This window comes from Tunicatimonas pelagia (genome assembly GCF_030506325.1).
GTDB lineage: Bacteria > Bacteroidota > Bacteroidia > Cytophagales > Cyclobacteriaceae > Tunicatimonas > Tunicatimonas pelagia.
Window position 1 is genome coordinate 47,137 of record NZ_CP120683.1, and the last position, 23,560, is coordinate 70,696.

18 protein-coding genes are annotated in these 23,560 nt (G+C 44.0%); 3 read left to right on the plus strand and 15 right to left on the minus strand.

Annotated features, from left to right (window positions below):
* The first annotated feature begins 196 nt into the window (after positions 1 to 196).
* Positions 197 to 3,367, plus strand: coding sequence for a WD40/YVTN/BNR-like repeat-containing protein (locus P0M28_RS00130; RefSeq protein ID WP_302207298.1), 3,171 nt, complete (start codon positions 197 to 199; stop codon positions 3,365 to 3,367).
* Positions 3,368 to 3,482: 115 nt separating this feature from the next.
* Here the strand turns inward: P0M28_RS00130 and P0M28_RS00135 are convergent, their stop codons facing one another.
* The 7 genes from P0M28_RS00135 to P0M28_RS00165 form a co-directional block, all read right to left on the minus strand.
* Entirely contained in the window at positions 3,483 to 4,382 is a 900-nt protein-coding gene (locus tag P0M28_RS00135; protein ID WP_302207299.1) for a hypothetical protein, read from the minus strand.
* A gap of 88 nt (positions 4,383 to 4,470) precedes the next feature.
* Positions 4,471 to 5,040, minus strand: coding sequence for a Crp/Fnr family transcriptional regulator (locus tag P0M28_RS00140; RefSeq protein WP_302207300.1), 570 nt, complete (start codon positions 5,038 to 5,040; stop codon positions 4,471 to 4,473).
* Positions 5,041 to 5,148: 108 nt separating this feature from the next.
* Entirely contained in the window at positions 5,149 to 5,961 is an 813-nt protein-coding gene (locus P0M28_RS00145; protein WP_302207301.1) for an SDR family NAD(P)-dependent oxidoreductase, read from the minus strand.
* A gap of 11 nt (positions 5,962 to 5,972) precedes the next feature.
* Positions 5,973 to 9,038, minus strand: a complete 3,066-nt coding sequence (locus P0M28_RS00150; RefSeq protein ID WP_302207302.1) for an efflux RND transporter permease subunit — start codon at positions 9,036 to 9,038, stop codon at positions 5,973 to 5,975.
* Between the two features lie 162 nt (positions 9,039 to 9,200).
* Positions 9,201 to 10,256, minus strand: a complete 1,056-nt coding sequence (locus P0M28_RS00155; protein ID WP_302207303.1) for an efflux RND transporter periplasmic adaptor subunit — start codon at positions 10,254 to 10,256, stop codon at positions 9,201 to 9,203.
* A 12-nt stretch (positions 10,257 to 10,268) separates the two neighbouring features.
* Entirely contained in the window at positions 10,269 to 11,621 is a 1,353-nt protein-coding gene (locus tag P0M28_RS00160) for a TolC family protein (protein ID WP_302207304.1), read from the minus strand.
* Positions 11,622 to 11,693: 72 nt separating this feature from the next.
* Positions 11,694 to 12,305 (minus strand): TetR/AcrR family transcriptional regulator, encoded by a 612-nt coding sequence (locus tag P0M28_RS00165; protein ID WP_302207305.1) that lies wholly within the window; start codon positions 12,303 to 12,305, stop codon positions 11,694 to 11,696.
* Positions 12,306 to 12,464: 159 nt separating this feature from the next.
* On the opposite strand from P0M28_RS00165, the gene P0M28_RS00170 reads away from it, so the two are divergent.
* Both P0M28_RS00170 and P0M28_RS00175 read left to right on the plus strand, forming a co-directional pair.
* Positions 12,465 to 14,906: a TonB-dependent receptor gene (locus tag P0M28_RS00170; RefSeq protein ID WP_302207306.1), complete on the plus strand. Its 2,442-nt coding sequence runs from the start codon at positions 12,465 to 12,467 to the stop codon at positions 14,904 to 14,906.
* 140 nt (positions 14,907 to 15,046) lie between these two features.
* Entirely contained in the window at positions 15,047 to 15,874 is an 828-nt protein-coding gene (locus P0M28_RS00175) for a DUF4249 domain-containing protein (protein ID WP_302207307.1), read from the plus strand.
* A 50-nt stretch (positions 15,875 to 15,924) separates the two neighbouring features.
* On the opposite strand, the gene P0M28_RS31020 is transcribed toward P0M28_RS00175, so the two are convergent.
* The 8 genes from P0M28_RS31020 to P0M28_RS00210 all read right to left on the minus strand — a co-directional run bounded on the left by P0M28_RS31020 (position 15,925) and on the right by P0M28_RS00210 (position 23,443).
* Positions 15,925 to 16,119, minus strand: coding sequence for a UPF0175 family protein (locus P0M28_RS31020; RefSeq protein ID WP_367281928.1), 195 nt, complete (start codon positions 16,117 to 16,119; stop codon positions 15,925 to 15,927).
* A 116-nt stretch (positions 16,120 to 16,235) separates the two neighbouring features.
* Entirely contained in the window at positions 16,236 to 16,421 is a 186-nt protein-coding gene (locus P0M28_RS00180; protein ID WP_302207308.1) for a hypothetical protein, read from the minus strand.
* 81 nt (positions 16,422 to 16,502) lie between these two features.
* Entirely contained in the window at positions 16,503 to 17,144 is a 642-nt protein-coding gene (locus tag P0M28_RS00185) for a hypothetical protein (protein WP_302207309.1), read from the minus strand.
* The gene (locus P0M28_RS00190; RefSeq protein ID WP_302207310.1) at positions 17,141 to 18,286 is read right to left on the minus strand and encodes an ATP-binding protein; all 1,146 of its coding nucleotides are present in this window, start codon (positions 18,284 to 18,286) and stop codon (positions 17,141 to 17,143) included. Before P0M28_RS00190 ends, P0M28_RS00185 begins: the two co-directional genes overlap by 4 nt.
* An 83-nt stretch (positions 18,287 to 18,369) precedes the next feature.
* A complete protein-coding gene (locus P0M28_RS00195; RefSeq protein WP_302207311.1) occupies positions 18,370 to 19,125 on the minus strand; it encodes a hypothetical protein in 756 nt (251 codons plus the stop codon).
* Positions 19,125 to 20,375: a DNA methyltransferase gene (locus P0M28_RS00200; RefSeq protein WP_302207312.1), complete on the minus strand. Its 1,251-nt coding sequence runs from the start codon at positions 20,373 to 20,375 to the stop codon at positions 19,125 to 19,127. Before P0M28_RS00200 ends, P0M28_RS00195 begins: the two co-directional genes overlap by 1 nt.
* 129 nt (positions 20,376 to 20,504) lie before the next feature.
* Entirely contained in the window at positions 20,505 to 21,947 is a 1,443-nt protein-coding gene (locus tag P0M28_RS00205; RefSeq protein ID WP_302207313.1) for an aldo/keto reductase, read from the minus strand.
* Positions 21,947 to 23,443: an APC family permease gene (locus tag P0M28_RS00210; RefSeq protein ID WP_302207314.1), complete on the minus strand. Its 1,497-nt coding sequence runs from the start codon at positions 23,441 to 23,443 to the stop codon at positions 21,947 to 21,949. Before P0M28_RS00210 ends, P0M28_RS00205 begins: the two co-directional genes overlap by 1 nt.
* Positions 23,444 to 23,560 lie beyond the last annotated feature (117 nt).

Sequence of the window (23,560 nt, forward strand, 5' to 3'; positions counted from 1 at the left end):
TAAAAGTGAGAGTTAAAAATTATTACCTACAAAATGGCAAAATGTGGGTTTGTTTAAGGTCAAATTTTTCATAAAAGTAGTTACTTATACTCAACGAAAAAATGAGCTTTTTTACTTAGATGCCATCAACTACTAGCTCCTATTGCAAAGAAACCAATCGGTACTTATCTTAGAAGCCTCTCTAATAACAAACCTTATGAACCAACCTCGTCTTCTCTTCCTACTCACCCTAGCCTTTTACTACTTATGTGTGCTAGATGCTACCGCTCAGCGTAAGAAAAAGCAGTTGGCTACAACAGTTAGCTACGATGACTCTCTTTACAACGCTATTCAGTACCGACTTGTAGGCCCGTTTCGGGGCGGACGTTCATGTACGGTTACGGGTATACCCAATGATCGGGACACATATTATTTCGGTTCTGTAGGTGGTGGAGTATGGAAGACGAGCGATGGAGGAACCACTTGGAAAAATATTTCCGATGGCTTCTTTGGTGGTTCGGTGGGTTCTATAGCGGTGTCAGAGTCTGACCCCAATGTGATCTACGTAGGCTTAGGTGAAAAGACTATCCGCGGTAACGTCTCCTCTAACTTTGGGGTGTGGAAATCAACTGATGCGGGCACTTCCTGGAATTTTATTGGCCTGAAGAATACCCGGCACATTGGTCGCATCCGGGTACACCCGACCAATCCGGATGTAGTATACGTTGCCGCTATGGGTGACCTCTGGCAATCCAGTGAAGAGCGAGGCGTTTATAAAAGTACCGATGGAGGCGAAACTTGGAATAAAATTCTATTTGCTAACGTAAATGCTGGGGCAGTTGACTTAGTATTAGATCCGAATAACCCCCGCATTCTTTACGCCAGCACCTGGAATGTACATCGTACTCCGTACAGCCTATCCAGTGGTGGGCCCGGCTCTGATCTTTGGAAAAGCACGGATTCGGGAAAGAACTGGGAAAAGCTAACTGAGAAAGAGAACATGCCCGATTCCCCGCGCGGCATAATCGGAGTCACAGTGTCCCCGGCCAACTCGGACCGGATTTGGGCGCTGATTGAAGCGGAAGATGGTGGCGTATTTCGTTCTGATGATGCCGGAAAAACCTGGAAGAAGATCAACAGCGACCGGGCACTTCGCTCCCGGGCTTGGTACTACACCCGGATTATTGCTGACTCCCAAGATGAAAACAAAGTGTACGTGATGAATGTCTCCTACGCTAAATCAACCGACGGTGGAAAAACGTTTACCCTACACCGCGCTCCCCACGGCGATCATCATGACTTGTGGATTGACCCCAGTGATAACACCCGAATGATTATTGCCGACGATGGTGGCGCACAGGTTTCTACCGATGGTGGGGATAGTTGGACTACTTACTACAATCAACCTACGGCTCAGTTTTACCGCATCGCTACCGATAATCATTTTCCTTATCGTATTTATGGTGCCCAGCAAGACAACTCGTCTATTCGTATTGCTCACCGTTCGGATGGCCCAGCCATTACCGAAGATAATTGGGAGGTAACCGCAGGAGGCGAAAGTGCTTACCATGCCATTGACCCGGAAGATAACGAAATCATCTACGGTGGCAATTACAAAGGATACCTCTATCGATTCAATCATGAAAATAACCAACGCCGTTCCATCAACGTTTGGCCACTCAACCCGGCGGGTTCGGGAGTGGAAGTAATGAAGTACCGCTTCAACTGGAACTTCCCTACTTTCTTTTCTCACCACAATCCCGATAAACTCTACGCTTTCTCGCACCGAGTACACGTAAGCAACACCGAAGGCGAAAACTGGGAAACGATCAGCCCCGATTTGACCCGAGCCGTACCCGAAACGATGGTATCATCCGGTGGCCCTATCACCCAAGACAATACTGGAGTAGAATTCTACGCTACGATCTTAACTGCGAATGAAAGCCCTTACCAAGAAGGGGAGCTCTGGACAGGCTCTGATGATGGGCTACTGCACCTAACCCAGGACGATGGTTCAACCTGGCAGGATATTACTCCGGCTGATGCTCCAACTGACATTATGTGGAACTCTATCGACATTCATCCTACTGTACGCGGTGGGGCTTACGTAGCTGGAACACGGTACAAAAGCGGCGACTTTCAGCCGTATTTGTATAAAACTACCGACTACGGTCAGTCTTGGACGAAGATTACGAGTGGTATTGATGATCTGCACTTTACTCGGGTAGTTCACGCTGACCCCAAACGAGAAGGATTGCTCTACGCCGGAACCGAATACGGCATGTACGTTTCGTTTGACGACGGAGCTAATTGGAAACCATTTCAGCTAAACTTACCGGAAGTTCCCATTACTGATTTACAAGTTCGTGATAACAACTTGATTGTAGCTACTCAGGGCCGGAGCTTCTGGATGATTGATGATCTTACACCTCTGCACCAACTGAACGAAACGGTAGCCCGAGCTGATTTTCATCTGTATCAACCCAAACCTAGCTATCGTATGAAGCAGCAGGGTTGGGATCGGTACAACGCACTGTTGCACGGTAAGAATCACCCCGAAGGAGTGATGATCTACTATCATCTACAGGATGGGTTAGATACTACTGATATAATCAGCCTGGAAATTTTGGAAGAAGACGGTGATGTCATTAAAACATTTGCTAGTAATTCAAAAAAGCCCCAACAAAAGCTACGCGCTAAAAAAGGCAGTAATCTGTTTGTGTGGGATATGCGCTACCCGGATGCCGTTTCCTTCAAAGGCTTAATTCTTTATTCCTCCAATACCGATGGCCCCCAAGCCGTACCAGGCAAGTACACTGCCCGGCTAACCCTGAACGGCGAAAGCCAGGAGCAACCCTTTGAAATACTGAAAGACCCTCGAGTAAAAAGCACACAAGAAGATTTACAAGCGCAGTTCAACTTTCTGATTGACGTGCGTGATAAACTTTCCGAAGCCCATCAGGCCGTAATTGACATCCGTAACTTGCGGAAAGACCTGGACTACGTAAAAGCAAAGCTCAAGGACAACCCCAATAGCAAAACCATTTTAAAGGCTACTCAAGAGTTGAATGATGAAATGACTATCATCGAGAACAATATTCACGAAACCCGTAACGAAGCCTACCAAGACCCGCTCAACTTTGGTATTAAGCTAAATAACCGATTAGCTTACTTAGCTACCCACGAGTCGGCCGGAGAATTTCGCCCGACTGAGCAGGCGGTTGCTTACAAAAAAGAGGTGTCAGCCCAAATTGATGGCGAGATTATGGCGTTGCAGAATTTACTGAACGAACGTTTACCCGTAATCAACCAGATGATGGAAGAACAGAATATTGAAGTGTTGACCCAACCAAAATCTGAGAATAACGAAGTAGAAGTAGGCTATTAGAATAAGATAGAATTAAGTGCCTACTATGAGAGATAAAAAAGTATACTAACTACAAAAGCCCACTTAACGGTGGGCTTTTCCTTGAGTCTACTGCTCCAAGAAACAATTTATCTTCTTAATTTCTACTTTTGAAATGACCACCGCCTACGGTTAAGCGTACATAGAATCCGTCCAGGTCATTGTTGGGCAAATCAGTATTAGTAATCTCACCTCCGTAGTGTCTCCACTCATTTCCGCGAGAAAGTGATAGGTTGTAGCCTGCCCGAAGGCCTAATTTGATGCCCTTTTTTCCGGGGAACCAGTCCGCCCCGACCCCTAAATCAATCGTAGGCGTAAACGTAAAATAATTAGCTTCCAAGAAACGGTTGGGTTCGTAGGTAATGTCTTCATTTACTCTACGGCTGATCCCTAACGCATCGGCCCCGATGGCTACGAGGGGGAACAATAAGAATTCATCTTGCTGGTACAACACGTAGCCTACGTGAACGTAGCCACCACCTCCGTCCAGTTCATACAGCTCAGTACCCTCTTCTGCTTCGTCCCCTCGACTGTAATAACCACCTCCGCCAAGGACCCACCGATTAATTAGCAAATAGCCTTCACCACCTATTTGAAGTAGATTGTTGCCGATGGCTGGGCCACCTTCCCGCACGAAGTATTGATACGCCGATGTATTGTACGACTTATACCCTACCATAAAACCACCTGAGCCACCTATTTGCCTTTCTTGAGCGGTCGCTTCAGACAAGCCAAAAAACGATGTGGTCATTAAAAACATGATTGCTACTGAAATCTGGTTAGAACTGCTCGGTCGTGTACTGCTTCGCTTTGCTCCCTTTTTATTAAAAAACTTGGGTTTCCACATCCAAAAACCTGTTAGGGTTAAAGCAGGTATCACTGTCAACTGCATAAGCAGTGTAAACCCGTTGAGCTGTGACCAAGGCGAATAAACATAAGTGCCAATTAAGGCTGCCCCTATCAAGTGAATCCATCGAAGTGTGTTTATGGTTTTCATGACTTGTATAATTTTAGTTACAAGTCAAAGATCGCTCAGCCGCAGGTAGCAAACATTCACCTAGGTGAAGAAGAGATAGATGACCGATCTAATATTTCTTGCCAGAAAGTTTCGCTCTAATGCGACTGAGGCTTTGGGGCCGGACACTCAAGTAAGAAGCAATATGATGCTGAGGAATGGTTTGAAACAGTTCAGGGTCTTGAGCCAGTAGCTTTTGGTAGCGTACTTCTAAAGACTCCCCTTGCAACTGCCGGAACCGTTCAGTGGCACTAACAAAAGCTTGCTCAGCCATAATGCGACCTACCCGTTCAAAACGGGGGTGGATGTCATAAAGCGAAAAAATGGTATCTCGGGAAAACTCCATGTACTCAATGTCAGCAATTACCTCGAAAAATAATGGGCTCGGAGTTTTAGTGAGAAAGCTATGGTAGTCGACCGCAAAATTTTGCTTGGTAAAAAAGAAGAATGTATAGTCTTTACCGTCTATAATACGAAAAGCGCGCATCATTCCGCTTTCTATAAACCAGATTTTGTTAAAAGTATTCCCCGCCTGAAATACAAGTTCTTTCGCTGTAGCTGTCTTCCGATGACCCTCACTAAGTATGGCATCAAGTTCTTCTTCGGTAAAGGAGGCTAGGTTGCATAAAAAATCTCTCATTACACTAGAAAACACATTGTAAAACGAGATAATTTCAAGAGAATAATAACGGATATCTTCCTAAACGAGCTGACTGTGTAGCAAAATGTAAAGAATACAATGAGAATACTATATCCGCTGATGCTTCGTCATACCACCCATTACCAGGCTCATCATCCGTACTTTACCCCAGCGAGGTAAGATACTAAGTGAACCTACCAGTAGTTTACTGAGCCACCCTGGCAAAACAGTAGATTTTCGACCTAATGCTCGGAGTATGGGTACCCCCACATCTTCGGTACGAAGCGTTTGATCCATTTGCATATTGGCTCGGGAGGCAAACCCACTGGAAACTGGTCCAGGAGCAGCAGTGAGCACATCAATGCCTTGAGGTTTAAGTTCAATAGCAAGAGCTTCCCCTAACGACTGAACGTAGGCTTTAGTAGCTGCATAATGCGCGGCGTAAGGCACTCCCTGAAACCCCACAATGGAACTAAGTAGAACAATACCACCACGTTGTTGAGTCTTAAATCGTTGGGCAAAGTGGTGGGTGAGAGAAAGTAGTGCCGTACAGTTTACCTGTAGCATGGCTAATTCATCATCTAGCGCAGAGGTAATAAAATCTCCTGAAGTGCCAAACCCGGCTGAGACAACGATTAACCCTATCTCAAAATCCTGAGAAGCATGAATCAGCGTGTCAATTCCGATTGCCGTCGACATATCCGCGACCACCACCTTGGCCTGGGTACTATACTTTGATTGCAAAGATGCGGCAAACTCGGTCAATTTTTCTTCGCTTCGGGCGGTCAGTAGCAAATTTAAACCAGCTTCGGCTAACCGCTCGGCCAATTCATAACCAATACCCGAAGATGCCCCGGTGACTAGTGCCCAGGAACCGTAATTCGTCTGTAAGCGTTTTTTTTCTTTTTCGGAGAGATGCATAGTAGTTAGATTTATTGAGTGATAGGTTCCAGCTTATTTTCTTTAGTAAACCAATTGTACAGCACCGGAACAATAATTAGGGTTAGTAGCATAGAGGAAACCAGACCACCGATCAATGTCCAGCCCAATGGCGACCACAGATTAGTGCCCGAAACAGTGAGTGGAATAAGTCCCAGAATGGTAGTTAGCGTAGTTAGCACAATGGGTGTAAAGCGGCGTTCACTAGCCTGCCGGATGGCCGTAGCTTTTTCCAGACCTTCCCGCATCAGTTGGTTAGTGTAGTCCACTAAAATGATAGAGTTATTAACTACAATGCCGACCAAACTGATAAAACCAACGAAGGCAAAGAAAGAAAATGACCATCCCGTGATAAACAAGGCCACAAACGAACCAGTCACCGCCAGTGGAATGGCCGAGAAAATAATCAGTGGCTGCACTAACGAGCGGAATTGTAGCACTAAAATCGCAAAGATTCCCAACAGGGCAACGGCTAGTAGTGTACCTAGATCACCAAAGCTTTCTTGCTGAGTTTCGTATTCACCTCCAATGTAGTAGCTATATCCTTCGGGCCACTCGTAACTGTCTAATGATGGAATAATGGCTTCAGTAATGTCTTTGGTGCGATCAGGGTCGTCTACATTAGCCGTGATGCCCAGCGAGCGGGTAGTATTGAAGTGAGATATTTTGGCGTACTCCGCCTTAAACTCCACATCAGCCACTTGCCGAAGCGGCACCGATTGCCCATCATCTCGAGCCAGGTAAACTCTCCCAAAATCATCTAAGGTTGGCTCATCGGTAAACGGAATACGAACGACCATTGGATACGTTTCATCATCTTCCTCCAGCACCACCTCGTCTACCTGAATACCGTTGAGGCTGGCTCGTACCGTTTGATCTAAATCTAGCAGGGAAATATTGTACAACGAAGCTTTATCACGGTTAACAGCTACCTTCACATCCGTTTTGGCTAAGGCCATCGGATTATCTACATCTTGAGTACCGGGCGAACTACGGATAATATCTTCAATATCGTAGCCGATACGTTTTAGCGTGTCCAAATTATCCCCTAACAACAGAATCTCTACTGGGGCTTCAAATGGGGCACCATTGGTTAGCTCCCGAAAGGTAATCCGAGCACCGGAATACTGGGCGAAAGCGTTACGCAGCTGGGCTAGTGTAGCGTAAAAGGTAGCTGGATCCCACTCCTTGAAGTTGATGAGCACTTCACCGTGGTACTTTTTATACTCCTCCGGAATGCTGTTGTAGTACACCTGAGGGTTACCGTGGCCTACATTCACCGTATAATTCTTCACGTAATCCGTCGTATCCAGTACTTCCTCTACAAAGCGCACAGCTTGCTCGGTTCGTTGCAAACTGGCGGAATAGGGCAAATCAACTTTCACCAGCAATAGACTCTTATCCGCTGTAGGAAAAAAACTGACCCCAATACTGGGAAACAGGGCACTTGCTCCAACTAGTAGTAACACTCCGGTTACCACTGGAACCCAGCCTCGCCGTAAAGCAAAATTCACCGAAGGACGATAAGCCTGGATTATCAGCCAATCTATTTTTTGACTTAGCCAAGTACCTTTTTCCGTATGCGTAGTAGAAGCTGGTAGTACCCGACTGGTAACAATCGGTGTAAACGCCAATGCTAACAATAAGGAAGCCGATAGTGCGTAGATAACCGTTAGTGGCAACGTACGCAAAAACTCACCCGCACCGCTGGATAAAAGCGCCAACGGAGCAAAAGCTAGTATGGTAGTGAAGGTAGAACTGACAATGGCGTAGCCCACCTCCTGAGTCCCTTTTGCCGCTGCTTCTCGCAGTGGGTACCCCTCACGCCTGAAGCGCACAATATTCTCAATCACCACAATGGCATTGTCTACCAGCAGCCCCAATGCAATTACCAAGGCCGCAATACTAATTTGCTGAAGAGCATACCCCGAGAAATCTAAGGTAGTAATAGCTAGAACGATAGATAAAGGAATAACCGTCATGACGACTAACGCCGAACGCCAGCCTAAGAAGAGTGCAATAACTACCCCCACCAGTATAATTCCTTGTAGTAGGTTATTCACAAAATCGCTGATACGAGCCTCTACGGCAGGGGCTTGCTCGAAAGCAGTTGCTAGCTGAACTTCGGCGGGTAATGTTTCCTGAAACGAGGTTGATACCATTTTCAACTCGTCGGCCAGGGTTAGAATGCTAGTGTTTCGCTTTTGGTATACATTTACGTACAGACAACGTTGGCCGTTGAAACGGGCTTTCCAGCGCTCATCTTCATAATCGCGAGTGACCTTGGCAAAATCACGCAGATAGACAATCTGACCATCCGAAGAGCGAACAGCCGTATTGCTAACATCTTCCAGAGATTCGTAGCCGCCGGTAGACTGAATGTTGAAACTCAGATTGCCCGAAGTAATATCGCCCCCGGGGATATTCGCATTATCACCTTGTAAAATTCTTAATACCTGCCTTAGTGGAATACCCAGTTGTGCCATCTTTTGAAAGTCTACACTTACCCGGATTTCTTCCAATGGATAGGCTTCTACTTCGGTTCTCTTAACAAAAGCCAGTTGCTCGATTTCTTCTTCTAAATCTTCAGCCATATCGTATAACTGCTGGAAAGAAGCGGACTCGGATACCAAAGCAAATTGCTGAATAGTGACCCGTTCTTCGGGTTTAAACTGATTCACTTCTAGTGAGTATAGGGTCGGCAGTTCGTTACGGATACCGTTTACTTCGGCGAGTATTTCATCGTACTTATCGTCGGCATCAATACCAAACTCACCTTCGACCTGCATTACGACCAAGCCGTTGGTGATTTCAGTGCGTATCTCATCAATGTCATCCAATGCATCAACTACATCCTCTATCGGATCAGCAACTAGCTCCTCCATATCTTCCGGACTTGTTCCCGGATAAACTGCAATGATCGTGTAGCTTGGTGTAGATAAAAATGGATCTTCTGATTTGGGCATAGACACAAAAGAGCGAATGCCAATGAACAGTACGAGTACGACTAGTACGTACACAAATTGCTGGTTTTTTATAGCGAGTTTGGGAAGTTTCATAATTCAATTGTTAAATTGTTCGATTGCTCAATTGTTGAGTGGCGACCGTCGCGCGGCTGAATTGCTGGTTGTTAATTGATGATTGTTGTTAGCGGTCGTGGCGCCCACCGCGTGGCGCCCACCGCGTGGCACGGTCACTTGTCAATTTTCCAGTATCTATTTTCAATTATCAATTGTAATACTATCTAAGTCGTTCAGGTACGCATTACCGTCTAGCACTACCCAAGTTGAGGGCTGCACTGTACCTTCGGTCACGGTGAAGTAGTTGCTGTGGATGCTGGAAACAGGTAACCTTTGTCGCTTTACAGTTTGCCGGTCGGTAGAGACGAAGACTGTCGCTTGCCTTTGGTCGCCCTCTACCAAAGCGGCCATCGGAATTTTAATGTGGCTGGGGGTAAGCGAGGGGTATAGCGCAACTTTACCAACAAAACCGTTTTTGAGTTCGGGATAATACTGCGCGTCTAGCGTCAATTCTACTTCAAACGTTCCGGTAGCCGGATTAGCCGCTTCCGCCACTTCGGTTACTCGCGCCGGATAGTTTCGTTGAGGGAAAGCATCAAAGTTGATCTGAGCCGAATCGCCCAAGGCTACTTGCACAATGTCCTGATCGGCTAACCCGATTTTAATCACCTGAGCTCCTTGCGTACCGGAACTTCCGAGTACGAACGAAGGTTGACCGGGAGAAATCAACTCACTGGCTTCTACCATTTTCTTAAGAATCTTACCTGTTACCGGAGCCACAACCGTTGCATAGCGTTGGTTGAATTCGGCAATCTCGAGATTAGCCTGAGCTACTTCGTAAGCAGTTTCAGCATTTTGCTTTTGCTCCAGCGTAGCTACCGTATCCCGATAGAGGTTTTCGGCTCGCTGCAAATCACGCTCGGCCTTTTTGAACGCATTGCGAGCTTGCGATACCTGGGCGTTGATCTCAGCTAAGTTTAGCTTTGCTAATAACTGTCCTTTCTTCACTGATTGCCCTTCCTGTACTAATACAGCCTGGACAATACCGCCGATCTTAAAGGACAGATTCATTTCCGATTCCGAAGCCAGTACGCCACTGGCAATCAGGGTAATTGGTTCTGAATCAGGGGTCAGCTCCTGTACCACCACTCGTTTGGTAGTTGTTTGGGCTGCCTCATTTTGCGGAGCGTATTCCTGTTTACAACTGGCTAAGCCTAGCAGTAAGAAGCTGCCGAGAATTAAATAATTAGTTTTCATGCTAAAATGTATTTAAGGGAGATTAATGGCTGCTTCTAGGGCAGCTTCTTTGATTTTAAGATCGTAGCGAGCAATCGACTCACTGAGCTGAGCCGTCGTAAAATTGGTACGGGCTTCCTGAAGCTCGACCAGAATGGCTTGGTCTTGACGATATTTCTTGCTGATTATCCGAAAGGTTTCTTGCGCGAACTGCCGTTCATCTTGCCGGAACTCCAGGATTTGCTGAGCTTCCTGCCATTCGTAGTAGGATTGGGATACCTCCAGCGTAATACGTTGCTGAAGGTCTACCAACTCAGACTCTAACTGCTGCTGCCCCAGTACGGCTTGCTGAACTCGGCTTCGGTTTTGCCCACCCTGAAAAATAGGCCAAGTCAGCCCCAGTTGTACCAACCAGAAGTCCTGGTCATCATCAAAAGTATAATCAAAGCCCTGAAAGCCTACATCAGCTACCGCAGTAATTTCAGGTAGCAGAAAGCTGCGGTTCAATTTCACTGCGAGGTTGCTAGCTTCCATCCCGTAGCGCAGTTGAGCCAATTCGTGCCGATCAGCTAGAGCTTGCTGCTGTAAACTGTTTAATGATAGAGAAACGGATGACGGTGGGCTGGTAGTCGTAGCATCTACCAATATACTATCACCCAAGTCACGGCTTAGTAAATAGTTGAAGAAGATACGAGAAGTATTTATCTGCTTGCGAGCGTTGGCTAGTTGACTTTCAATTTCACTCACGTCAGCCCGAGCTGCGTAAACAATTTCGGGGGTAGCTTTGTCATTAGCCACCAGCCGTTGGTTCACCCGAAGTAATTCTTCTAGTAAGTCTTTGGTATCAGTGAGAATGGATAGTTGCTCCCGAGCGGCCAGATGCTGAAAGTAGGCGGTTTTAATCTCCTTGATCAGCTGATTTTCGTAGGCTGCTTGCTGAGCCTGTTGCGCCGACCGCTGAGCGGTTTGGGCTTTGTAACCGTAGTAAATCCGACTATTTAAGATGGGTTGAATAATACGGATTTTAGTTTCGTGAAAGTTATTGGGTAAAAACTGTTCACTAACGTTCGGGATATTCGTGGGGTAGCGATTCTCACCCAGTATTTGATTGAGCCCTTCGTAGGCCGGATTTACTAAGTCACCAGCCGGAACGTCGATAATACGCCCGCCTTGCGCCCAAGTGTAGGAGGCATCGAGAGCAACATCGGGCAAATAGCGGCCGCGGGCTTCTTTCTCTTTTTCGGCAGCCAGTTGCGTGCCCAACTGCTCTCGGATTAATTGCTGGTTATTTTTTAGCCCTAGCTCAACGTAATCATCGAGCACTGTTTGCCCGTAGGCAGGTAGAATGGTTAGTACCATCAGCACCACAATTGGTATTCGGTTCATAGCTTTTAACACTTTTATTTAAATTATCATATTTAATTTAATGAACACTGTTTAGTAAGATCGCAAAAAAATTTAGAGACTGCCTAACATATTGTTAAAAAGGGCTAACGCATCATAAATAAACTCTTCATGATCTTGATTTTCATACATTTTCATCCGATCCCTAATTTTAAACGATACTAAACCGTGTACAAATGACCATACCATGAAGGCTACCGTATCGGGGTCTTTTTGCTGAAAATAACCATACTCAATACACTCTTTTACCACAGAAGTAAGTATCCCATGACTTTCCATGCCCAAATCCCAGCTCTCCCCCGTATGGTGTGATTCCATCGGCGAGCGCATGATAAACATTAGATCGTAGTACACCGGATTTTCCAGCGCAAAGCGTATGTATATTCGCCCTAGCTCCTGCAATCTTTTTAATGGATCTTCCTGCGGAGGGAGTGATTGAAAGTAAGCGAAGAACTTCCGGAACCCTTCTTCGCTCAGCGCGTAGAGCAGTTCGTTCTTATCTTTAAAGTACAAGTAGATAGTCGCCGGGCTGTACTCCATCACTTCCGCAATATTTCGCATACTCACACTTTCGTAGCCTTGCTCAACAAATAGATTGATAGCAGTGCTCAAAATAAGCTCTCGCATCTCTCTCCTTTCTCGCTCTTTACGTTCAGTGATACCCATTTTTAAACATTATTTATTTACTGAACGGTGTTCATAATATTTAGTTTCTTTATTTATCAAATTTTTTTAAAATATTTTTTGGGTCTTACCCAAAAAAAATATCACTGATTAAACCTTTAGAGCTTTGGCAGCTCTAAAAGTAGTAGACCTAACCGATATATGATTTCACGACTACTTTTACCGACTCTATTGCTGCTTATCTTTACCACTCTACCTACCAAAGCTCAGCAACGTCAAACTTCAATTAGTATTAGCGGTAATGTAAAGGAACAATCTACCGAAGAAACCCTGCCCAACGCTACTGTACTCATTGAAAGCAGTGGCCAGGGTACGGTGACCAACCAGGACGGCTACTTTACCCTACTGAACGTTCCCAGCGATACGGCTACGCTGCTGATCCGCTACGTGGGCTATCAGAGCCAACGGATTAAGCTTACGCCTGAAACAGCCCGACAGCCGCTTACGATCTATTTAGCCGAAGCAGCTAGCGAGCTAAGCGAGGTGGTAGTGGCTGCGCCCGGAAGCGGACAGATGATGCGAGCTAGTCAGAATATCAGCCAGATTTCTATCTCTCCGGCGCAAATGGCTGGACTACCTAGTTTGGGGGAGAAAGATATTTTTCGTTCGCTGCAACTGCTGCCGGGGGTGAGTGGTAGTAATGAAGCCTCCGCGGGACTGTATGTGCGGGGTGGCACTCCCGATCAAAACCTGATTCTGCTGGATGGCTTTACCGTTTACCACGTAGATCATTTCTACGGCTTCTTCAGTGCTTTCAACGCCGATGCCATTAAGGATGTACAGTTATATAAAGGTGGGTTTGAGTCTCAGTTCGGGGGACGTATCTCCAGTGTGGTTGATCTTACCGGAAAGGCAGGGAATATGAATGAGTTCTCGGGGAAAATTGGATTGAGTGCCGTTAATGCCAATGCCGTGCTGGAAGTACCGCTGGGTGGTAAAGGCTCTATCCTGGTAGCCGGACGGCGTTCCTACACGGATATTATTCAGAATGGTTTGTACAACGATATTTTCGATCTGTACAACGATGAACCAACTCCAAATCAAACTGGAGGGCAAAATCCAGGAGCGGGCGGTGGCCGATTCGGACGTAACCGTCAGCAAAACACAGTAGAACCTACCTTTTACTTCTACGATCTAAACGCTAAGCTAACCTACAAACCTTCTCCCAAAGATGTGCTAGCGGTATCTTTCTACAACGGTGCCGATAATCTGGACAACTCCCGAAATACCGAAAATACCTTTGAAGGCAGAAATGGAAACGGAGGCCGAACGATCAACAACAACACCAGTGACGTACTTAATTGGGGTAACTGGGGAAGCAGCCTACGCTGGGCTAGGCAGTGGTCGCCTCGGTTCTACAGCAATACCATTGTAGCCTACTCTAACTACTTTAGCGAGCGCGACCGGATTACTGATATTACCACTACTACCGAAGATACGGTGCGTAACCGTCGCTTTGGCACCGTGGAAAACAACAATCTGATTGATTACACCGCCCGTATTGATAACGAATGGGTGCTCGGTCAACGTCACCGGATAGGGTTCGGAAGCCAGGTGACATACAACGAAATTACCTACGATCTTCAGTTTAACGATACGCTCAATATTTTGAGTAGAGCCGACGAAGGCATCCAAGCGGCTTTTTACCTTCAAGATACCTGGTCGCCTACTGACCGCCTCACCCTGACCGGCGGGCTGCGCGCCACCTACTACGATGTGACCAATCAGTTTTACTACGAACCCCGAGCTTCCGCTACGCTACAACTAACCGACCGACTGAAACTCAAGGGGGCCTGGGGAGATTATTACCAATTTGCTAACCGGGTAGTGCGCGAAGACGTGACCCAGGGCAGTCGTGATTTCTGGCTGTTAGCTAACGATCAGACCAACCCGGTGAGCAGTGCCACGCACTACATTGCCGGACTGAGTTACGAGACGGATACCTACCTGTTTGATGTGGAGTACTACGAGAAAGATATGACGGGACTCTCGGAGTTTTCGCTGCGGTTTAGCAACCCCGGAAGAGATCCAACGGAAGGACAGCTCTTCTTTGAAGGAACAGGAATCGCGAGAGGAGTTGAATTTCTGTTACAAAAGAAAGTGGGCGATTTCACCGGCTGGGTGAGCTATACGCTGGGCGAAGTAGTCCACAACTTTCCTGATTTGAGCGAAAATGCGTTCTACGCTTTGCACGACCAACGCCATGAACTAAAGCTGGTAGGCAGCTATAACCTGGGAAGCTGGACATTTGCTAGCACCTGGATTTACGCTACGGGCAAACCTTACACCGCCCCCTACGGCGAGTACGAGCTAACCCTGCTTGATGGCAGCGATTACCGCTACATCAGCGTAGGTGAGAAAAACGCCTTCCGCCTGCCCGACTATCACCGTCTGGATTTGTCGGCTTCGGTGAATTTTAATCTATTCAAGGCGAAGGCTAATACGGGTTTATCCATCTTCAACTTCTACAACCGGGATAACATTTGGTACAAAGAGTTTGAGGTATCGGAAGGCGAAGTGATTGAGACCGACGTGAATTTGATCGGCTTCACCCCCAGTCTGTTTTTCAATATCAGTTTTTAATCTACTACTAACTAAACTTATGTATCAACTATTAACGTCATTGCGACCGAGGCACGAGGGAAGTAATCTCATCATCAGTAGATTGCTTCGTCATTTCATTCCTCGCAATGACGCTAAAAAACACTTAACTACACAGAAAGATGATTGCTAAAAAATACGCCATTGGCTTAATCTTACTTACTATTTTCTCAGCCTGTGAGGAAGTACCTGAGTTTCAGATCGGAGAAAGTGCCCCGGTAGTACAGGCCTACCTGTACGCCGGAGAGCCGATAGATGACGTTCGCTTAACTGAGCTGGTGCCGTTTGTGAGCGATGTAGAAGAAGTTCCGGTGATTACCAACGCGGAGATTATAATCATTTCTGAAGGAAACCGCTACTCGCTTAGTCCGGCTTCGGAGTTGGAAGGAACCTACCGCTACGAGGGGGACGACTTAGCTATTACTTCGGGTAATACCTACGGACTGGAATTCACCTACCAGGGCGAGCTGGCTACCGCGGAGACGACGGTTCCTTTCCCACCCGAAGAAACGCAGATTTCGCAACCTGAGATTTCGGTACCCCAGATTCTAACCCGCCGTGATCTGCTTCAGATCCGGGATTCTTTTTCCGAAACTATCGACGTGACTTGGGATAACAACGAAGGTGAATATTACTACGTGCTGATTGAAAATCTGGAAGAAAGCCCCGAAGCCATTGATGTGAATAATTCGCTACCCCGTCAATTCTCCTTTGTCTCCGAGCCTACCCAGGAAAATATCTTTCCCCTTCGTCTGTTTGTACACTACCAACAGTACGGATTGCATCGGGTTCGGCTGTTCCGGGTGAACGAAGAATACGCCAACCTTTACGAATCACTAGAGCAGGATTCCCGCAACCTGAACGAGCCCTTTTCCAACGTCCGCAACGGCCTAGGCATCTTCACCGGCTTTGCCTACGATGCAGTATATTTTGAGGTGAAGAAACGTTAGTTATTAATCTTACTAATCGAAGTTTCTCGTAAAACGGCCGTCTATAGACACTAACTCGAGCCACCTGATAAGCGTAGCTTTTCTGCATCGGGTAGTACGTCTTTAAGGCTCAAACTAGAGATCGGTATATCGTTCTCAGCAAATAAATTTTCAAACGCCAGCCGGCTTAGGTTGGCTATCTGAGCGGCCTTACCTAGCGTGACTTTTTGCTTACGGTACAGTTGAATAGCCAGAGCTTGTTTTATTTGCTACTTCAGATCCTGCTCATCTTCATTCAAAGTAAGCAGAATATCTGCGGGCAGTTCTATCTGAATTGTTTGTACACTCATAGCCACAATTTTGCACAAAAGATACAGCCTTTCTAAAGCTTCTCTATCTGCTCTTTGGTTAAACCTGTTGTATCGGCTATTACTGCACTATCAACGCCTTTCTGCTTTAATTTTTTTGCAATCTCAACATCTCTTTCTTTGAGAGCCTCAGAAATGGCATAGTCCATTGTGTTTTTATTGTCGCGGTACGCTTTTAAGCTTTCTTGATATGTTTGCATATCTTCTGGTTTAATTTGGCAATTTCAGCCCAGCGTGGAACGCCTCTTCAAATAATTTTTTGAATACTCTCTCCTGTAGTTTTACGGATTTTCAGTAGTAGAAATTAATTCTGGTGGAGATGAAATTAATATTTCTTTAGCTGTTTTAATATTGCGTATGAGGTTAAAAACTTGTTCAATCTCATCATCAACATTGTCAAGCATTATAGATTCTAGGAAATCGTTATTATTTTTAGCATGTCCTCCATAGTTTCTTAGATTCCTCATACTTTGAATTTTTAACTTTACGTTCTCGCTAGTGCTTTGATCGTTAAAAATGTTATGACTATCAATATATGAAGCCTTATCGTTTAAAGATTTCTTGTTTTTGAAATCTTTAAAGTTACGCTCTTGAGCTGTTGGATTGTTGAAACTTGAAGGTGTCTTCCAATTTTCAGTTTCGTATACTTCAATAATCGAATTCAACATACTCTCGATAATTATACCCAGTTGTAGAAATACCTCTTTCTTATACTCCGTGCAATACAGTAGTTTACATAGTTTAATTTTCTCTATATCCTTAGCACCCACATAACTCTTTATTTCTTCAAATTTATGGTGAAGAGGAAAGTCTGTTTCCATTAAACTTCCAATCTTGTCATTGAAGTAATTGAGATCTGTATCATCTATTCTCTTCTCAGGATACGATACTTTAGAACCTGATTTTCTTTTTTCTCCTCTCATACTACTAAAGAATCTTTTAAACTATCTATAGTGTCTCCATCTAAAACATAAGACTTATCTACGATTCGTGCTAAATTATTGCTAGATATGAGTTGTCTAATTTCTCTTTTTTTAGGTAGAGTTAGACTTTTCTCAACTTTGTTTATTCCTACTTTTCCACCAAGGAAAAATAAGTTGAATATGAACCTGATTTTATTTTCCGTGACTTCAATATCAGATTTTACTAGCAAAGAGTTAATCTTTTCACGAAGTCTACCAAGCAGATAATCTTTCATTAAGGAATTATTTATCTTGCATTTTCTTTCAGCAGACAAATTCCACAAATCTCTGGAAACACTTTCGACTTTCCTTATGTTACCACCAGTTATATTGAGTAATTTTTTATAAATGCTGTTATGAAAAGGATAGTGACCAACATAACGTAATTTTTTTCGAAATTTCTCTCTTATATATTTTTTCAAATCCTCTATTGCTAGACTACTCTTTTCAATAACATAGAAGCGTTGTTTGTAGTCATCAGATAACTCATCTATCGTCGCTTCGCAGTTTGGTGTTCCAGCAACAATTAGTGAAATAGAGGTAGAACAAACATCAGCAATAGTTTTAATTGTTTCTAAAAACTTCCTCTTGCCATTTTCATCGATTTCGGAAATAACGATTTTGTCAAGCTCATCAATGAAGACGTAAACCAATATATCTAGCTCTTTGAACGCCTGATCAAAGTCTTGTAAGAATTGTCTAAAATTTTTTTCATTTTTCAGATTATACTTCGCGATCAGATCAGGTTTACTAGTGTATAAGTCTGGGTCAATCCTGTCAAAAAGCTTTTCTATATCTTCCATGAGTTGCTTTTCAAAAATACTAGTGTCTTTCCGATAAGTAGAACTTGCTAAACCTAATGTATAGCATATTATACCCCCATTATACTCCACATAAATTTTATCTTGAATGACCTTAAGTGAGAAGCTTTTACCTTGCCCATATTCACCGATTAGAAATATATGGTTCGGCTGATTTGATTCTTCTATTAGTTTAACTCGGTCACTTAAATTTTTGAGCAAACCTATTTCAATATGCTGATGATTTGATTGTACATAATTATCGATTTTATCATTGTTACCGGAAGGTTTTAGATCTTTCATAAAACAACCATCAGCTATAGCTACTGACCTTACACTATGAAATGGATTATTTCGTACAGTTATTAGAGTACTTTCAAAATTCCTCATTCAGTTTCTAATCTATCCTTGATATAATAATATACTCTTCCCCTTATTTTAAATACAGTTTTATCGTCTTTGACTACATTAGGGTTTATTTCATAAAGTTTAACTAAATTGTTCCTTTGCATGATATTGAGGTAATCAACAAATTGGTCTCTTGAAATAAGATAACCGTCGTGAATATCCTCAAATATTGATGAAAGCTTGATTTTACCTTTTTCATTTAGATAGTTCTTTACTATTTTTTTAAACTGATTATACTCAATAACTTCTCCTTTAAACTTTTTTGAAAAGTAGGTTCTCGAGTTCAAAAAGTTCTTCTTGTTACCTTCTTTAAGAATTTTCAGAAAACTTGATAGGGTCTGTTTACGTCCAATTTTGTAATCCTGTTTCTTAAGTGACTCGATGAGTTCATTTAGCGTTTCAACGTTATCTTTTTGTACTGAATCTTTAAGTATTTTTAAGTCTGGAAAAGACCTGATACTATGGCTATATAAGTTTTCATATAAACGTTCAACTTCATCTTCAATTAGCTTTTTTCCTGCCTTAGTAATAATCGTATTTTCGTCAGTCCCCCTTTTTGCCAATTTCATATTTCTTAAAGAATGTAAATATTCATAAGCTGTTCTTCTTGATTTCCCAACTTTCTCGTAGTAAGCAAAAAATTTCTCGTCACTATCCACAGAATCTAAAACCTTTAAGATGGTGGGAAGGGATTCAATTTTAATCCCGATATATGGTAACTCTAACTTCTTCATTAATATTTCATCCCGGATACAACAAATTCAAAACTAAATACATCTTTTTTATCAGGGTTAGAAGTAAATTTTCCTTGCTCATTTCTATAAGGAGTTAATATTTTAGACTGCACTTTTCTTTTATAAATTTCAACATTTTTGAATCCGTTATCTTGCATACATTCAATCAAATAATTGGCGTTATCAATCTTCACCTTTTTGTAAGAAGTATTACCGATGACAAAAATACTAACACTTTTTTTTGACATTATTTTGTAGCATTTACTTACAGTACCCTCCAAGTCGATGAAATATTTAGCAATTGTTAGTGCCTTTTTATTATCAATAGTGCTCATCGAGTTGCAAATATGTCTTCCTGTTTTATTTAGAGATTTTATGTTATGATTAGATATATTCGTGTGATACAGGCTTCCTATTGTACCCTTTCTTAGAGTCCGATAATTATCAGTAAAACCAAGCCAAAGCGTAGACAACTGATGCAAATCGGCATACTCATATGCAGTTACGTATGGAGGACTAGTAACTAATAAATCAATAGGTGGTATTTTCTTTTTAGTCTTCAAAAAATTACAAGTAACAATATCAGCATTAGCTTTTTGCATCTTCAACGTAGAAATCTGGTAGATGGCTTTTAGCGTAGCTACAAATTGCTTCTCAAAGCTTGGAATAACATCGGATACCTCTTTCGTTTTGTCTATTTGTGGTTTAATTGATTTAGTTAACCAACGAGATGTAGGCTTTAAAATATTAGAAAAACAGCATAAAAATAAGTTTTTATATTTTCCATTTGGGATATTAATTTCTATACTGTTCAGTAGATGATTTAGGTCTATGATACTTTTTTCTTGATACCAATAATTTATTCTTTCGTCTTTTAATAATCTAAAGTCCTGATTCTTTACAGTATCATGATAATACTTTACAGTTTTATTATAATACCTTTGAACTGTTTCTGTACAGTAGTAAGTACTTTTCGCTTTAGCTATCAATGTAGCAACCGGATTAATGTCACAACCCCAAAAATTCTTTGCGTTAATTTTTGATTCTAATGATGTAGTACCACATCCGCAGAAGACATCACCTATTGTATCTACCTCAATACCATTATCTTGTGCATATTTTATACTTTTATTTACTATTAGAGAAGGAAATTTTGCTGGATAAGAATGAATTTTATGCAACCATAATTCTTTATTACTTGCTTCACTCCAAAAGCTATTGATAGGGATAGAATCTACATTTACATTCATTGTCTCTTAGTCTCGTATTATCGCTGCTAATATATTCGCTTCTTAAGCTTTTTTCGTATTGATAATTGATTTCATTTTCCAGAAAATAAAAGTACTCATAAAACACAATTCTTAGCAGAGCACAAACTACTACCTCATCCAGGCTTCGGCTTCAATTTCTACGAGGTAGCCTTCTCCTACCAGTTTGGCTTCTACCAGGGTGTTGGCGGGTTGGATGCTGCCGAAGCGTTCGCCGTGGGCACGGGCTACGGCTTCCCAGTCGTTAATGTTATTCACAAAAATGCGGGTACGCACCACATCTTCCGGCGAGCCACCCAGCGACTCAATGGCTCCCTGAATTTTATCAATCACAAAGTAGGTTTGAGCGGCAGCGTCACTTCCACCGATCTGCTGAGAGCCGTGCGTAGCCGTAGTGCCCGATACCGAGATACGATCACCGCTGCGCACCGCCCGGCAGTAACCGGCCATATCTTCCCAAGAGGTGCCGCTAAATACCTTTTGCCGACCACGGTAGGTAACTGGCTCATACGGTCGAGGCATAGAATCCAAGTGATGACTCAGGTCGCCGGAGGCGGTAAGGAACGGGGGCTTACGGTATTCATCGCCGCAGCCTCCTGGAATGGGATTTAATAGCTGCTGAGCTTGCTGTAGTTTCTGATGGTCTTCAATGTCTAATTGGGTTGAAAAGATTTTCAAGTTCTCCTCAACATATTCATTTTGTCCAAGTCTAGCTCCTAAAATTACTCCCCCTACCGCCGGTTGATCTAAAATGAAGCGAGTAGCTACGGTAGCCATTGGTACTTGATGCTTTTCGGCTACTTGCTTTAGTGCTTGCAGCAGCGGCTGGAACTTCTCCCAGCCCCCCGCCACATCAATAAAGCGTTTGTACTTCATCTGCGACCAGGTATTTTCTTCATCTACCTTAGGTTCGGGCTTATCCAGCCACTTCTCAGTCAGAAAGCCTCCGGCCAAGGTGCCGAAGGCCAATATCTTCACTCCGTACTGCTGGCAAACCTCGGTCATAGCTCCGTGCGCTCGCTGGTCAATCAGTGAGTAGCAAATCTGATTAGAGACAATCTCAATACCACTGGCAACCGCTATCCGCAGATGGGCGGCATCAAAATTAGTCACTCCCAAATGGCGGATCAGCCCTTCTTCTTTTAACTCTTGCAACCAAAACAGACTATCCAGCCATACTGGGTCAGCGTAGTTCCAGGCGTGGAACTGTAGCAAATCCAGCGAATCTGACTGCATTCGGTCGAGGGAAAGCTGTACTGCTTCTCTTACTTCATTCTTGGTAACCGGACCGGGTTTTGGCACCCACTTAGTAAGCAGTTGTACCGGGTTATCTGGGTTTTGCTTGCGGAACGTACCGGTAATCACTTCAGCCGAGCCGTAGTGGTCGGCCATATCGAAAGTGGTAAAACCCGCTTGTACGTAAGGTTGCATTGCCTGGGCAGTAGTCTGAGCATCCAGGGTTTGCCCGTCGCGCTCCATATCGGCAATCTGCCATAGTCCGGTGAGTACTTGAGAGATTTTTAGGTTAGAGGCTAGTTCAGTGTAAGTGACCATTATTCGGGAGGTAAGTTTAAAAATTGCTGACGGAGGTTAATGCCTTGTTTCTTTAGTCTAAACCAACGAATGAAAAAGAATACTGACGCTAATAGCATCACAATTAGCCAGATATAGGTAGAATGAAAGTACCAAGCGTCAACCTCATTATGTAGATCTTTCCAGGTATGAATAATTAGGAAGCCCGTAAGCACAGCCGTTCCACCCCAGCCCAAAACCAGCTGAACGCTTCGACTTTTCACTATTCGGATGTTTTGAGCGAGCATCGGGTTTACGCGGGTGATTGTAACCAAAGTAAAGCACATTAGCAGGAAATTCACCATCATAGAGGTGACCATAATATCGATTCCTAAAAAGAAATCACCCGCAAAGTGACTGCCCAAGATACCCACCGTAGCCATTCCTCCACTTAGCAACAAAGCTACGTGCGGAGTGTGCCAGACTGGGTGTACTACTGTAATTCTTTTCGAAAAAATACGATCTTCTGCCCAGGCAAACATTAAGCGAGATACCGATAACAGCATAGCTGGAAGATCGTTAATTAGCGCGATAGCTGCTCCGGCTACAATGGCTACCGCTAACCCGGCTGGTAGTACGTAGCGCAGTAATCCAGGGGCAGAGATGTCCTGCTGCATCGCTTCTTGAGCGACAAACTGCCAGGGAACAATACGGTAAACCGATAGCGTGAATAGAAAGTAGAAACAGCCGACCACGGTAATAGCCAGCGCAATGGCTAAAGGTAGGTTTCGGTTAGGGTTCTTAGCCTCTCCCCCAGCCTGCGCGATAGAATCAAAGCCAATAAAACTAGAAAAGAGCAGAGCGGCAGCGGCCAAAAAAGTTGGCCAATGAAACACAGCTTCCGACTCTACGGGCAAATTCCCTCCGGCTTGTTGCACCCCTGTTGTAAAATCATCGGCACTAAACCAAAAACCAGCTACGATTACGATAGCCCCCAATCCAAACATGAGAAACATCAACGGAATCAGCGTTCGCTCGTAAGATTTTGCTCCACGAATATTGATGAGTACAAACGTCCAAAGCAGTAGCACGGCCAAGCTTATTCGCACCCAGCCCACTTCTAACCAAGCAGCCAAGCCAGACCAGCCTAGTCCGAGGGCAATGTCTCGGAAAAAGGGAACGACTACGTAGGCAATCACTCCAATAACAATTGATAAGCCGAACCACTGAGAAAAGCTAGCCACAAAACCTAGATACGGATGCAACCCTCTACTGGCGTACAAATAGCTCCCTCCGGCCCGAGGCATAGCTGAGGCCAGTAAACTGTAAGCGAAGGCAGCTAAAATAGCCGGAACCGCCGCTAGTAGAAACGCCGGAAGCACGTAAGGGCCGATACCCGGTACGTTACGCTGAATCATAAAAGGCACTACGTTGATAGAGGCTCCCAGCATGGAGCATATTCCGGTAGCGGCTAAACCAAGTAACCCTAGTCGGCGGACTAATCCAGTAGAAGACGTTGAGGTAGTTGTGTTAATCATTGAAAAAGCGAAAATGCAACTTTTTGCCAATCAATGCCAATAAGAATTGAAAATGGATAATTGATAATGAATAATGATTGATGATTAATGACTGATGTTTACTTGCCCCTTAACAGA

Coding starts and splice junctions, on each gene's coding strand:
- P0M28_RS00130 (WP_302207298.1), top strand. CDS start 197: ATGAACCAACCTCGTCTTCTCTTCCTACTCACCCTAGCCTTTTACTAC.
- P0M28_RS00135 (WP_302207299.1), bottom strand. CDS start 4,382: ATGAAAACCATAAACACACTTCGATGGATTCACTTGATAGGGGCAGCC.
- P0M28_RS00140 (WP_302207300.1), bottom strand. CDS start 5,040: ATGAGAGATTTTTTATGCAACCTAGCCTCCTTTACCGAAGAAGAACTT.
- P0M28_RS00145 (WP_302207301.1), bottom strand. CDS start 5,961: ATGCATCTCTCCGAAAAAGAAAAAAAACGCTTACAGACGAATTACGGT.
- P0M28_RS00150 (WP_302207302.1), bottom strand. CDS start 9,038: ATGAAACTTCCCAAACTCGCTATAAAAAACCAGCAATTTGTGTACGTA.
- P0M28_RS00155 (WP_302207303.1), bottom strand. CDS start 10,256: ATGAAAACTAATTATTTAATTCTCGGCAGCTTCTTACTGCTAGGCTTA.
- P0M28_RS00160 (WP_302207304.1), bottom strand. CDS start 11,621: ATGAACCGAATACCAATTGTGGTGCTGATGGTACTAACCATTCTACCT.
- P0M28_RS00165 (WP_302207305.1), bottom strand. CDS start 12,305: ATGGGTATCACTGAACGTAAAGAGCGAGAAAGGAGAGAGATGCGAGAG.
- P0M28_RS00170 (WP_302207306.1), top strand. CDS start 12,465: ATGATTTCACGACTACTTTTACCGACTCTATTGCTGCTTATCTTTACC.
- P0M28_RS00175 (WP_302207307.1), top strand. CDS start 15,047: ATGATTGCTAAAAAATACGCCATTGGCTTAATCTTACTTACTATTTTC.
- P0M28_RS00180 (WP_302207308.1), bottom strand. CDS start 16,421: ATGCAAACATATCAAGAAAGCTTAAAAGCGTACCGCGACAATAAAAAC.
- P0M28_RS00185 (WP_302207309.1), bottom strand. CDS start 17,144: ATGAGAGGAGAAAAAAGAAAATCAGGTTCTAAAGTATCGTATCCTGAG.
- P0M28_RS00190 (WP_302207310.1), bottom strand. CDS start 18,286: ATGAAAGATCTAAAACCTTCCGGTAACAATGATAAAATCGATAATTAT.
- P0M28_RS00195 (WP_302207311.1), bottom strand. CDS start 19,125: ATGAAGAAGTTAGAGTTACCATATATCGGGATTAAAATTGAATCCCTT.
- P0M28_RS00200 (WP_302207312.1), bottom strand. CDS start 20,375: ATGAATGTAAATGTAGATTCTATCCCTATCAATAGCTTTTGGAGTGAA.
- P0M28_RS00205 (WP_302207313.1), bottom strand. CDS start 21,947: ATGGTCACTTACACTGAACTAGCCTCTAACCTAAAAATCTCTCAAGTA.
- P0M28_RS00210 (WP_302207314.1), bottom strand. CDS start 23,443: ATGATTAACACAACTACCTCAACGTCTTCTACTGGATTAGTCCGCCGA.